Genomic DNA, 13,216 nt, shown 5'->3' with positions numbered 1-13,216 from the left:
CCGGCTATCGCCATTTCGGGAAAATCAGTAAGTAAGTTGGTGAGCAATACCTGTTTTGGCAGTAAAGGGAGGAATGGCAAAAACAGGGAAGCCCCAGCCATGCTGAACATATTGCCAAAATTGGCACTTGTTGCCATAAATATATACTTCATGGTATTGGCAAAAGTCTTGCGTCCTTCTATAATACCATCCATCAATACCTGCAAACTTGAATCTAATAGCACAATGTCTGCGGCTTCTTTGGCCACATCGACCGCGGTGTTGACCGATATACCCACATCCGCGGCGTGTAGGGCTGGTGCGTCGTTAATGCCATCGCCCATGAAGCCAACTACATATCCTGCTTTTTTTAAGATCATTATGATCCTTTCTTTTTGATTGGGCTCAACTTCAACAAACAGATTGGTTAAGGGTGCTGCATGTAGCAATGCCGCATTGGTCATCTCCCGTATCTTACTACCTTTTAAAATTTTAGCATCGGGGATGCCTATCTGCAAAGCGAGGTGTTGTGCAATCAATGCATTGTCGCCGGTTATGATCTTCAATTGCACACCTGAGTGCTTTAATTGTTCGATTATATTAGCGATATCGGGCTTAAGCGGGTCAAATAAAGTGATAAAACCCAAAAAAGTCATATCCGCCTCATCCATACGGCTTACCCGGCTTTCATCCGGCAATAATTTGCAGGCCACACCCAATGTTCGGTAACCATCACGGCTTAGTTCCTGGTACCGTTTTAAAAGCGCATTTTGAGATTCAGGTGTAATAGGAATGATTTTGCTTTCACTTTCTACGTGCGAACAGATTTCAAGCATTGGTTGTAATGCTCCTTTTGTTATTGCCATGTATTGTCCGGCTTCCTTGACTTGTATAGTCAGTCTTTTGCGAATAAAATCGTAAGGAATTTCGGTAATTAATGCAGGTCGGGTGGTTTGTGCACCGTAGGCCTGACAAATCGCGTCATCAATGGGGTTATGAAAACCCTGTTGCAGCGCTGCATTTAACCAGGCATAACGCAGAACTTTGGCGCTGTGCTGCCCGTTGCAGTCCAGCGTTTCATTAAGCGTAACCTTGCCGGCTGTAATAGTACCAGTTTTATCTGTACACAATATATCCATACTGCCGAAATTTTCGATGGCCGAGAGGCGTTTCACGATCACCTGTTTTTTAGCCATCTTCCGGGCACCGGTAGCAAGGTTGACACTAATGATGGCCGGTAATAATTGCGGAGTGAGGCCAACGGCCAGTGCCAGCGAAAATAAAAAAGAATCTAATACAGGTTTATGAAGCCAGACGTTCAACGCGAATATCAAAAATACGAGCAATAGTGTCAACTCCATTAGCAGGTAACCAAATTTGCGTATACCCCGTTCAAAATCAGTTTCCGGCGCCCGGCTTTGCAGGCTGGCAGATATTTTACCGAATTCAGTGGTCATACCGGTATGAACAACCAGCGCACTGGCTTTTCCGCTGACGACATGGCTCCCCATGAACAAAGCATTTGATCGTTTTGCTAAAGGAGTGTCAGCAGGAAGGATTCCGCATCTTTTTTCTACAGGGAAAGTTTCTCCGGTAAATGTTGCTTCGTCGATAAAAAGGTCGCCTGTAGAAAGCAGCAGACAATCCCCGGGAATCATATCACCGGCAGATAGTTGAATGATGTCGCCAGGTACCACTGCCGCTGCAGGGACATTAAGTATTTGGCCGTCCCTGATGACCGCACAGTTGAGCTGCACCATTTTCAGCAGTCCGCTAACAGCGTTAGCAGCACCCTTTTCCTGCCAAAAGCCCAATAACCCGCTGATTAATACAATGGTTAGGATGATGATCGTGTCGGCTGCATCCCCAAGGCCGGCTGCCAATAGCGCCGCCACAATGAGTAATAGGGTAACCGGACTTTTGAATTGTGCCAGCAATAAAAGAAATATTCGTTGTCTGGGGTTCGCTTTGAGTGTGTTAGGGCCGTAATATTTAAGCCTGGCTGCCGCTTCCCGGCCTGATAAACCATTAAGCGTAACATTTAAACGGTCTAGCGCTGTTGTTGTATCCTCTTTCCAAAAAAGTTCTGACGGTTCAGGTATGGTTTGCATGGAGAGGTTAGTTTGAAAAAAAAAGTAGCAAAGGTATATTGATCATATACTTTTTATTGCTTACATCAAAGTTTATAAATACTACCTTTTCAAAATATGATCATAGTCATTTGAGCCGGTGAGCCTTGTCAGTTGTTAAGCAATATACATATAGAGGCATCATAACTTCCATAAAAAATATCGAACCCCACAATCAGCGATCTAATTTTTAACGATTTTATTAATGATTGCCAATATATATAGCCATTTCAACAGTTGTCTCAAAAAATAAAGCCCGATAATCTACCCCCAATAATTTATGCAATTTATCAAAAAACAAAAACATTTCTTTTTATGTTGTTTATCAATAATTTTAAATGCATCAAATGCTAAAAAAAAATTTCGGCTCCTATTTTTGGAGATATTTAAAAAGTTAACTTGATACCACTGTTGAATGTTAGGATGCTCTTTTAAGGTTTTTGTATACTAAAAATGCAGCACATAAGCCCACGGCTACCGTAGCAATAGCGCTTATGGAGATTGAATTTACTACTGCTGCTGTGCCTCCATAAGCTATGGTGCCATATACAGCTACACCCATAGCGCCGGCCGCCTGGCGGCTGGTATTAAATATAGCTGATACTGTTCCCGATAATGTTCTGGTTACGCCACCCAATATAGCTGTAGTCATTGCAGGTATGGCAAGCCCCATACCAAGCGGGATGGTAAAAAATGGAATAAACAGTCGCCAATAAGGCGTATCAGCCTTAACTGAATATAACTCAGCAAAACCTACTATAAATATAAAAATGCCGGTTAACACAGGTACCCTAATACCGTAGCGGTTCATAGCCCTACCGCTTAATAAGTTTGATATCACAAAACCGCCAGTTAACGGTAAAAACGCAATACCCGCAGCTAAAGCCGAATAGTGTAGCACATTTTGCAGGTATAAACTCAAAACAAATATTGTCCCATAATAAGCACTGTTAAATACCATACCCAGCAAAATAATAACATTGAAATGCGCTGACCTGAACAGATCCAATGATAAAATAGGAGCAGTTGCCCGTTTTTCTATTACAATAAAAAGGATAAAAGCGACAATACTAAAAATTAACCCGCCATATATCCATAAACTACCAAAGCCAAAATGGTGTAGTTCAATTATGCAGGCTATTAGTATGGTTAATGCAACCATCCAGGTTAATTGCCCTGGTATATCAAAACCGTTATTGGGGTGTTTTTCGCTTTCTGCAAGGCGTACACTTAGCAACAATCCAATAAGGCAAATAGGTAAGTTCACAAAAAATATCATCCGCCAATTGCTTACCTGTAGTAATAATCCCCCTAAAATAAGCCCCGATGCTATAGCAATAGAACCTGCTGCTGTCCAGAAAGAAACAGCCCGGCTACGCTGTAAGTTATCGTGCGCAAAACTTTGATTTAAAATAGCTAATGAACTGGGTATCATTATAGCCGAACCTAAACCCTGCAAGGCCCTGAAAATAATTAAACTGAGCGGGCTCTCCGCAAAACCGCAACCTGCTGATGCAAGGCCAAATGCTACTAACCCCAATTGAAACAGGTGCTTGGCACCGAGCAAATCGCCCATGCCACCTGCAGAGAGCATTAAAACGGCGAAGGCTATGGTATAGGCATCTACTATCCATTGTAACTGACTTACGTCGGCCCCCAGCGAGCGGGATATTTGAGGCAGGGCAACATTAACGATAGAGATATCCAGTTGCGATACCACAAACGCCAGGCAGGTTGTGCCTACAATAAAGGCGAAAGATAGGGGGGCTGCTTTTTGCACGGGTCAAAAGTATAATTTTGCAAGTCGCGGTTTCCAATAATCTAAATAAAATTACACTGCATTAATATAGTTACCTTGAATGTGTTAAAATGAAAGCCAATAAAATGGTATTTTTACAAAAGCAATGTTAATAGATAATCACGGCAGAAAAATTAATTACCTGCGCCTGGCGGTGACAGACAGGTGCAACCTGCGCTGTTTTTATTGTATGCCCGAAGATGGCTTAAACTGGCTTGCACGAACAGAGTTAATGACCTACGAGGAAATGCTGCGCAGCTGTGCCGTACTGGTTAAAATGGGTATTGAAAAAATACGTATTACCGGCGGCGAACCTTTTGTGCGTAAGGATATCATGCAGCTTTTAACCTCTCTTTCAAACCTTGACGGATTAAAAGAATTAACGCTAACTACCAACGGTGTTTTAACCGTGCCTTATATTGGCGAATTAAAAAAACTGGGTGTTAAGTCAGTTAATTTAAGTTTGGATACCCTGGATGCCAATCGTTTCTTCGCTATTACACGTCGTGACGAATTTGCAAATGTAATGGACACTTTAGATGGTTTGCTGAAGCATGATATCGAAGTAAAAATAAATACTGTGGTTATGGACGGGAAGAATATTGATGATATTATTCCGCTGGTTGAATTAACTAAGAATACACCTGTAAGCGTGCGTTTTATTGAAGAAATGCCCTTTAATGGCGATGGCCATAATTATAGTGGCCTGCAATGGGACTATGTACACATACTAGAAAAAATCAGGAGCAGGTTCCCGGATATTGAAAAACTAATTGATTCGCCAAATTCTACTTCATATAATTATCATATACCCGGCCATAGGGGGAGTATAGGCATTATTGCAGCTTATTCGCGTACGTTTTGCGGAACCTGCAATCGCATACGCATTACCCCACAGGGACAGTTAAAAAACTGTTTATATGACGACGGGGTGCTAAATATACGTGACATTATACGAAGTGGTGCCAACGATGATCAATTACAAGATCAATTATTAAATGCCTTTAGCCATAGAGTAAAAGATGGTTGGGAAGCCGAGCATAACCGGTTTTTAAAAACGGGAGTGCATGAATCAATGGCTACTATAGGTGGATAATTTGTAGTTGATTAAGTCGCCTGTTCAGTAATCAACTTATATAAACATAATCAACTAATAACCAAACGATATGATAACGGTTGAAGAAGCCGAGAAATTAATAGCCGAAACTATTACCGATTTTGGTGCGGAGATTGTACCTTTTGAACTTTCTGTAGGAAGAGTATTGGCCGAAACTATAATTACCGATCGCGATTTGCCCCCCTTTAACCGTTCAAGTATGGATGGTATAGCCATAAGCTATAATGTGATAGAAAAAGGAGTAAAAACCTTTAAAATTAAGGCCGTACAAGCAGCGGGCGATCAACCTGTTGATATTGACGACGGCGAGGAATGTGTTGAGATAATGACCGGGGCCGCATTAGCTACAACTGTTAATACCGTGGTGCGTTATGAAGATGTTGAAATACAAAACGGATATGCTACCATAACCACATCACCTATAAAAAAAGGCCAAAACATACATAGGCAGGGAGCAGATAAGAAAAAGGGAGATATTATATTATTGCCCGGGAGAGTGGTTGATGCCGCGGTAATTAACTCCATAGCTTCGGTAGGTGAGGCAGAGATACGGGTAAAGCGCCATCCTCGGGTGGTAATTATATCATCGGGTGATGAGTTGGTTGACGTAGCCGCAAAACCATCGCCCTACCAGATCAGGAAATCAAACAGCTATACTATGCAAGCCATTTTAAGCTCGCAGGGTATAACGGCAGCCATGCTGCATATACCTGATGATGCTGATAGTACTAAAAAAAACATACAGCAATGCCTGCATAGTTATGATGTTATTCTGTTATGTGGCGGCATATCCATGGGTAAATTTGATTATATACCCCAGGCTTTAAAGGAGCTGGAAGTAACACAGGTATTTCATAAAGTACAGCAACGGCCCGGCAAGCCATTTTGGTTTGGTAAGCATGATAACGGGGTAGTGGTGTTTGCATTTCCGGGTAACCCGGTTGCCACATTTATGTGTATGCATCGTTATTTTATGCCGTGGCTGCAATTATCAAACGGGCAAACTGTTAAGCCGCCTGTTTATGCAGTTTTAAATGAGGATTTTATATTTAAGCCGCAACTTCAATACTTTTTACAGGTAAAACTCAATTTTAACCAGCAAGGGCAGTTATTGGCCATGCCTATTGAAGGGAATGGTTCCGGCGATTTTGCTAACTTAGCAGATACAGACGCCTTTATGGAACTCCCTTCAGAGAAAAGTGAGTTTAAAATGGGCGAAGTATATAGAATATGGCCGTTTAATCAGTTATGGTAATGAAAGATACTGGCTTTACACATTTAGACAATACCGGACGTGCTACTATGGTTGATGTAGGCGAAAAAGCTATTACGCGTCGTACAGCTACAGCGCGCAGTATAGTACATTTGCCTGATGAGGTATTAACACAATTAGCCGATGGCGATTTGCAAACCAAAAAGGGTTCGGTGTTTCAAACGGCAATAATTGCAGGTATTATGGCCGCAAAAAAAACCGGCGACCTGATACCGCTTTGTCATCCGCTGGGTTTAGAAAATTGTAATATAACTATTCAATTTAACGAGGAACGTGAGGTAGTAATTAATTGTACCGTCAGCATTACCGCTAAAACAGGCATTGAAATGGAAGCATTGGTTGGCGCGTCTGTTGCGGCTTTAACTATATATGATATGTGTAAGGCGCTGAGCCATGATATTGTAATTAAAGAAACCAAATTGGTGGAAAAAACAGGGGGTAAACGTGATTTCAAAAGGTCATAACAAACACACTGCATTAGTGCGGCCGGTTACCGGAAATTTTGGACGAAACGAATGGGCCATAGTTGGCGGTCCATGCACTACTATTAAGTTGCTGGCTGATGCAGTAATAGGCTCATTGTCAGCTAAATATAAATGTGCTTATGCGGATACTTCGCATAATGACGATATATTGTCAACATCCGGACGCCTGGCCAGCGGCGCTGTTTTAGAGTATACTGATCAGTTAAATTTTCATCAATTTAATTATAGCGCACAGCTAAATACCATAAAGTTTAAACAACAATTTGCCGATGCTGATTTGGTTTTGGTAAACGGCAATCACCAGCAGGCAAAAGCACAGGTGGTAATTGTATACAACAATAAAAAGGCATCGTTGCAAAAGCGTATTGAGCAATTAACCAATGTGCAACTCATTTTATTAGCCGAGCCAACCGACGAAATTTTTGATTTTGTAAAAGAGGCTATACCACACTGGCAAAATATCCCGGTTTATAGTTTGGATGACAGGGAAAATATCATCACTTTTTTTGAGGATAAAATGCAACAAGCTGTACCTGCTTTAAACGGGCTTGTACTGGCCGGTGGTAAAAGTGTACGCATGGGCCATGATAAGGGCCTGGTTAACTGGCATGGCAAGCAGCAGCGCTATTATATGGCTGATATGCTAAAAGCCCATTGTAAGGAAGTTTTTATATCCTGCCGTACAGAGCAAAAAAATGAAATAGATACTGCATATAATACCTTAGCGGACACTTTTATTGATTTGGGCCCTTATGGGGCCATACTTTCGGCTTTTCGGGAAAACCCCGATAAAGCTTTGCTGGTTATAGCCTGCGATCTGCCGTTAATGGATAATGAAACTTTAGCCTACTTAATTGCTAACCGCGATCCATCAGCAATAGCTACCGCCTTTAAAAGCGGTTTTGATGATTTCCCGGAACCGCTTATCACCATTTGGGAGCCTAAAAGCTATCCCGTTTTGTTAGCATGGCTGGCACAAGGGTATTCATGCCCGCGCAAAGTTTTGATAAATAGTGATATCGGGTTATTACAAGCACCTAACCCGGATGCTTTAACTAACGTAAATACGCCCGAGGACCTGGAAAAAGTTAAACAAGTACTACACTAAAGGGTTATTAATTAAAAAAATGAATAAAGGTCTGTTACGATATAGTTGCCAGATAGCGCTTCCCGGCTTTAGCGAAGCATCGCAGCAATTATTGCAGCAGGCTAAGGTGTTAATTGTAGGAGCAGGGGGGCTTGGTTGCCCCGCCGCGCAATATTTAACAGCAGCAGGAGTAGGTACGCTGGGTATAGCCGACTATGATACCGTATCTGTTAGCAACCTGCACCGGCAAATATTGTACACGCCCGATGATATAGGTAAAAAGAAAGCAGTTATTGCAAGCTATAAACTGCAACAACAAAACCCGGGTATAAAATTAGTGGCCCATGATGTAAAAGTTACATCAGCCAGCGTAATGGATATCATTAAAAATTATGATATTATTATAGATGGCACGGATAATTTTGATACCCGCTACTTACTTAATGACGCGGCTGTAATTACAGGCAAACCTATTGTATATGGGGCTATTTACCAGTTTGAAGGGCAACTGGCTGTTTGGAACCTAACCAATGCTGATGGTACTAAAACCCCCAATTACCGCGACTTGTTTCCGCAGGTAAATGCTGCACAAATACCCAATTGCGCTGATGGTGGGGTTATACCAACCCTGGCTGGAATAATTGGTTGTATGCAGGCAAACGAGGTCATAAAATACATTACCAAAACAGGCGAGTTATTAGCAGGAAAAGTATTGGTGTTTGATGCGCAAACCTTACAAAGCCGTCAGATTAAAATAGGTACAGTTACCAAAACTACTATCACCAGATTAACGGAAACCAGAGAAATACCGGTTATGCTGGTTGAAGACGTTAAAAAAGGACTGGCTACCGGATGGTTAGAATTAGTTGATATACGTACTGACCAGGAAAGGGATATTATTGATATCGGCGGTATACATATTGAAGCTGATGAACTGGAAGATAATTTAAATTACCTGGATAACAGCGTGACCAAAGTGCTGTATTGTTCGTCGGGCAAAAGGAGCGGGGAGGCCGTAAAGGCCATTCAGTACAAATTAAAAAACACTAAAGTTTTTTCTTTAGAAGGTGGTTTGCAGGCCTGGTTTGGACTATGATTTTTAAGATTTATATGATTGCAGGATAATTAATTATTTATCAATCACTAATTCAACAATTATCACGGGTGGGCTGCTACCCAAACTTCGCCATCTTCAAAAAATTCCTTTTTCCAAATGGGTACCGTTTGTTTTAACGTGTCAATAATATAACGGCAGGCATCAAAAGCCGCGTCCCGGTGTGCTGCGGCTACAGCTATTATTACGGGTATTTCGCCCACCTGCAACACGCCTGTACGGTGATGGATCAATATTTTTTGAACGGGCCATTTATTAAAAGCTTGTTCCGCAATTTTCTCCATTTGTTTAATGGCCATTTCCTGATAGCTTTCAAACTCAAGCTTTAATACGGTTTTGCCTTTAGTTGCATTGCGTACCGTACCAATAAAAACATCAATGCCGCCAGCCTGTGGCGACATTATCCAGTCAATGCAATTAGTTGCATTTAAAGGGATGTCAGTTATTTTTATTTGTGTGGACAAAGTATAAAATATTAACCGCCGCTTACGGGTGGTATTATAGCAATTTCATCGCGCTGATGTACGGTGTCGCCATCCAGCGCATATTCGTTATTTACAGCTACCATGTACGAAGCCAGTTGCTTAAGCTTAGGATATTGATGCTCTAACAGGTATTTCAAATTTGAAACAGTGGCATCATTATTTAACTGCACACTTACAGCGGGCGCCCCAAAAATATCTTTAGCAATACCAAAAGCCAGTATATTAACTTCCATATTCAAAATTAAGGCAAATACGGCACATTAACTAAATATTCTATATAACAACAAAGGCGGTCAAAATCAGACCGCCTTTGTTGTATCAAACCATATAGAACTTAGTAAATAAAGCTTCCGTCTCCACGGCGTTGCATATCTCTGCCATTCCTGCTGGCCCGTCCGCTCCATTGCTGAAGGTTTAAACGAAACCCAAACAAAAAGTAACGACTCTTACTGCTGGAAATAGTATTGGTAATACCTGTTGGAGATTGAGTTTGTTGTATAAAATTGTTTTGATGTAGTAAATCAAACGCACTAAAAGTTAATACAAAATTTCTTTTGGTACCTAATTCTTTTTCAAAACCTCCATTAATTACAAACGGGTTTTGATTGCCGCCGCCTGTTATACCTTTTATAAAGTTTTTAGAAGCACTATAATTAATTTGCCATGTTTTAAAGAAATACATACGTCCATCAACAGCTAATGAAGTTGTTTGCAACGATGCTCCGGTTGCATTTGTGGTATTTGCAAATTGCCTGTTCAATTGATACTGGATATAAGGATTAAATTCAATATTATCAGTAGGATTTATCCTTGGGCCAAAACGCTCATTAAATTTCCAGCTTGTTGTGTGATAAAGAATATCATTACTCATAGCATTATTGTAACCGTAACTTACACTACCAATTAAGTTTAAATTATATCTCCTGTCATTCAATTGTTTCGCAATTGTATACTGGCCGGTTACAGTATGTGATCCTCCTAGGTTAACATAGTTAGTTTGGTTTGTTGATTTATAACCTAATTTAGGGTTTGTAAGATCAATTAATGTAGGAATTTGGCTAAGGTCTGACGTTATCTGGTCGCTTACGGTTGTACCCCGTATCTCAGCAGAAAAATTAAGTTTTGAATTGGCTATATAGTTATTATATACCAAATCAAGCGAATTAGAAAATGAAGGCTTCAAAGTCGGGTTACCAACTATTACGTTGTTAGGGTCGGTCCTGTCTGCAAAAGGTTGTATTTGCTGGAATTGAGGCTCTGTATTGGTACCAATATAGTTTAATGTTATCCTCTCAGTACTTGACCACGAATAAGCAAAACGAAATACGGGTATGGTTCTATAATAAGATTGTGCTGTAGATACATCCTGCCCGGTACCAGTATTAACTTTGGTGCCATTTAATTGCGAAGGGACCGCTGCCACACCTAACAAAAAGTTAAATTTGGTTGCTGTAAAACGGTAGCTTAATGATGCTCTATATTCTGTAAAATCGTAATTGAATATATTATCTAACCTATGTAATTGTTGTGTTTGCCCGTTAGCCAAAACCGTATCAGAAATTGCTACGTTATCATTATTTGACCGCCTCATTTGTCCGTTAAATTCAAGACGTGATGCTTTGCTTAACGGCTCGGCGTAAGTAATGCTTGTTCTGAAGGTAGTATTAATGCTACTTTGTTTATTTAGTAGGTGAACTAATGAGTCTTTTAACAAAAGATTTTGTGTTGTATCGGCATAATATCTAAACCTGTTATTGGCATCTTTGTCCGTTTGTGAGTTACTTTTAGTAATACTGCTTTGTATAGATATGTTTCTGCCTGGTTTTGTAAATATATGCTGGTATAAAACTGTAATGCCATATGTTGGCGTAGTTGTTACATTATTTGAACCACTGTTATTTAACTGATGTTCAAAGCCTGTTTTAGTGAAGTTGTTTATATTGTCAGAAAAATTAGTGCCAGTTGATGTTGATTGGGTATAACTATATGTTGGTGTAACTTGTAGATAATTTTGTTTATCAATATCCCAATCCATCTCAAAAGATGCATTATGACCATGTGAATTTGCCTGGTTGGTGCCTGATCTCACAAATGTACCCAAGCCCCTGGTAGAATAGGTTTGACCATAACTATTGCTAACAGAGTTGTTATCGCTAAAATTGTAGCCATAATTGCTAATTACCTGCAAATTAGGGGCCCATTGATCGCGATACGTGAATGTTGGGTTCCCTGTACGTAAAGTACCTGGGCTGCCGCCGCCACCGCCTCCGGTAGCTCCACCTGCGCCCCTACCAGTTGCGCCACCACCACTTGACGCTACTCCTGTTACGGTGCTTTGAAGTCTGCCTATTAAACTTATTTGCTGGTTGCCGTTTATGCGTTGTATAGATAGCTGCCCATTATACCTATCGTCATTACCTGCTTGGGCAGTTATCCGTCCAATTGTGCCTACTGATTTATCGGCTTTGGTAGTTATATTTAATATTTTTTGCGGGTCGCCGTCTTTTACACCTGTACGTGCGGCCTGGTCGCCATAATCGTCAACAAACTGAATCTTATCTACAATATCAGCAGGTAGACTTTGAATTGCCTGTGCTACGTCACCTCCTGAAAATGTTTTTCCGTTAAGCTTTGCTTTGCCTACTGATTGTCCCTGTATACTTAAGCTACCATCATTGCCAACTTCTACACCCTCCATCTTTTTTAATACCTCATCGATGGTTGAATTTGCACGCACCTTATAGTCGCTGGCTCTATACTCAACTGTGTCTGGTTTATAAACTATACTTGGAGTACCGTTAATTTTCACCTCATTAAGCAGGGTAGACTCGTCCTTTAACGTTATCGGATCCAAAACTATTCTTTTTACCGCATCATTTTGTTTATACCTGGCTACTAAAGATTTATAAGTAACGCCTGATATAGTAAGCACAAACGTGGCCATTTTTACGTTTCTGAATACAAATATGCCATCCTCATTAGTAGCTGTTTTAATACTGTCTTTTGTTGATTTTAAAAATACAGTTGCGCCAATTACGGTTTGACCCTGGGCATCTTTAACAACACCGCTTATTTCTCTTAATGCCAGCGGCGGTGGTACAGCAGCAGGGGTTTGTGTTTGCGGTCTTCGTATCTGATCCTGCGCAAACATCTGTAATGATACCATCATCATTACAGCCATAAAAATTGTCTTTTTCATTTGTGTAAGGTTAAGTTATTTTAATATTAGGGGTATTAATGTTAGGGGTATTATTTTTTAGCCAGGGTATACTTTCCCCAAAAATCGCTTGGGGTTGTTAACTCTGCAAAATCTATTCCGCCGGGGCCTCCTCTGCCACCGCCAAAATTTCCGCCGCCAGGACCACCTCGTCCTCCACCAGCACCACCTCGTCCGCCGCCTGCACCACCACCGCCAAAACCACCTGCACTACCACCAAAACCGCCTGCACCACCAGCGCCGCCACCAAAACCGCCTGCGCCACCGGCATTATCGCCACCGTCTCTGTTAAAGTTTGGTAATTGTCTTCCGTTAACTTTCACGTTATAAGAAAACTCTTTAGGGTTGTTAATAGATAGGTCCATTAATTTAAGTGGTATAGCTACTTCATAAACATAGTTTCCCTGTTTATCGTAGCCAATAGCTGTTTTTAGGCTATATTCATTATATATAGATATGGTACTATCTGTAATGTCTTTAAAGCCGAACACTTTTATCTCTTTACTTGTGGCAATAGTTTGTTTATGTGCTT

General features: G+C 40.9%; 10 protein-coding genes and 1 pseudogene. 5 read left to right on the top strand and 6 right to left on the bottom strand.

Features of this window, described 5'->3' with window-relative positions:
- Both mgtA and ABI367_RS08045 read right to left on the bottom strand, forming a co-directional pair.
- The coding region (gene mgtA / locus ABI367_RS08050; protein ID WP_462229210.1) for a magnesium-translocating P-type ATPase at positions 1-2,090 on the bottom strand (2,090 nt) is incomplete at its 3' end.
- A gap of 436 nt (positions 2,091-2,526) precedes the next feature.
- On the bottom strand, positions 2,527-3,888 hold the full coding sequence (locus tag ABI367_RS08045; RefSeq protein ID WP_462229208.1) for an MFS transporter: 1,362 nt from the start codon (positions 3,886-3,888) through the stop codon (positions 2,527-2,529).
- A gap of 124 nt (positions 3,889-4,012) precedes the next feature.
- Between ABI367_RS08045 and moaA the strand changes: the two genes are divergently transcribed.
- From moaA to ABI367_RS08020, 5 genes are all read left to right on the top strand, one after another.
- Positions 4,013-5,002 carry a GTP 3',8-cyclase MoaA gene (gene moaA / locus ABI367_RS08040; protein ID WP_462229206.1) on the top strand — a complete coding sequence of 330 codons (990 nt, stop codon included), beginning with the start codon at positions 4,013-4,015 and terminating at the stop codon, positions 5,000-5,002.
- 70 nt (positions 5,003-5,072) lie between these two features.
- Positions 5,073-6,278: a molybdopterin molybdotransferase MoeA gene (locus tag ABI367_RS08035; protein ID WP_462229204.1), complete on the top strand. Its 1,206-nt coding sequence runs from the start codon at positions 5,073-5,075 to the stop codon at positions 6,276-6,278.
- On the top strand, positions 6,278-6,760 hold the full coding sequence (gene moaC, locus ABI367_RS08030; RefSeq protein WP_462229201.1) for a cyclic pyranopterin monophosphate synthase MoaC: 483 nt from the start codon (positions 6,278-6,280) through the stop codon (positions 6,758-6,760). The genes ABI367_RS08035 and moaC overlap by 1 nt, the downstream gene beginning before the upstream one ends.
- Positions 6,741-7,889, top strand: a complete 1,149-nt coding sequence (locus ABI367_RS08025; protein WP_462229199.1) for an NTP transferase domain-containing protein — start codon at positions 6,741-6,743, stop codon at positions 7,887-7,889. The genes moaC and ABI367_RS08025 overlap by 20 nt, the downstream gene beginning before the upstream one ends.
- A gap of 19 nt (positions 7,890-7,908) precedes the next feature.
- On the top strand, positions 7,909-8,964 hold the full coding sequence (locus tag ABI367_RS08020; protein ID WP_462229197.1) for a ThiF family adenylyltransferase: 1,056 nt from the start codon (positions 7,909-7,911) through the stop codon (positions 8,962-8,964).
- 62 nt (positions 8,965-9,026) lie between these two features.
- On the opposite strand, the gene ABI367_RS08015 is transcribed toward ABI367_RS08020, so the two are convergent.
- The 4 genes and pseudogenes from ABI367_RS08015 to ABI367_RS08000 form a co-directional block, all read right to left on the bottom strand.
- Entirely contained in the window at positions 9,027-9,446 is a 420-nt protein-coding gene (locus tag ABI367_RS08015) for a molybdenum cofactor biosynthesis protein MoaE (RefSeq protein WP_462229195.1), read from the bottom strand.
- A gap of 11 nt (positions 9,447-9,457) precedes the next feature.
- A complete protein-coding gene (locus tag ABI367_RS08010; RefSeq protein WP_462229193.1) occupies positions 9,458-9,700 on the bottom strand; it encodes a MoaD/ThiS family protein in 243 nt (80 codons plus the stop codon).
- A gap of 101 nt (positions 9,701-9,801) precedes the next feature.
- The gene (locus ABI367_RS08005; RefSeq protein WP_462229191.1) at positions 9,802-12,666 is read right to left on the bottom strand and encodes an outer membrane beta-barrel protein; all 2,865 of its coding nucleotides are present in this window, start codon (positions 12,664-12,666) and stop codon (positions 9,802-9,804) included.
- A 50-nt stretch (positions 12,667-12,716) separates the two neighbouring features.
- Positions 12,717-13,216 (bottom strand): annotated as a pseudogene (locus ABI367_RS08000) (hypothetical protein); the annotation flags it as partial.

This window comes from Mucilaginibacter sp., from assembly GCF_039935595.1.
GTDB lineage: Bacteria > Bacteroidota > Bacteroidia > Sphingobacteriales > Sphingobacteriaceae > Mucilaginibacter.
The sequence above is the reverse complement of the archived record's forward strand: the minus strand, read 5'-3'. Positions and strand labels throughout refer to the sequence as shown.

Bases quoted from the DNA above. Each gene is read 5' to 3' on its own strand.
- ABI367_RS08020 (WP_462229197.1), top strand. From the start codon at position 7,909: ATGAATAAAGGTCTGTTACGATATAGTTGCCAGATAGCGCTTCCCGGC.
- moaA (WP_462229206.1), top strand. From the start codon at position 4,013: ATGTTAATAGATAATCACGGCAGAAAAATTAATTACCTGCGCCTGGCG.
- ABI367_RS08035 (WP_462229204.1), top strand. From the start codon at position 5,073: ATGATAACGGTTGAAGAAGCCGAGAAATTAATAGCCGAAACTATTACC.
- ABI367_RS08005 (WP_462229191.1), bottom strand. From the start codon at position 12,666: ATGAAAAAGACAATTTTTATGGCTGTAATGATGATGGTATCATTACAG.
- ABI367_RS08010 (WP_462229193.1), bottom strand. From the start codon at position 9,700: ATGGAAGTTAATATACTGGCTTTTGGTATTGCTAAAGATATTTTTGGG.
- moaC (WP_462229201.1), top strand. From the start codon at position 6,278: ATGAAAGATACTGGCTTTACACATTTAGACAATACCGGACGTGCTACT.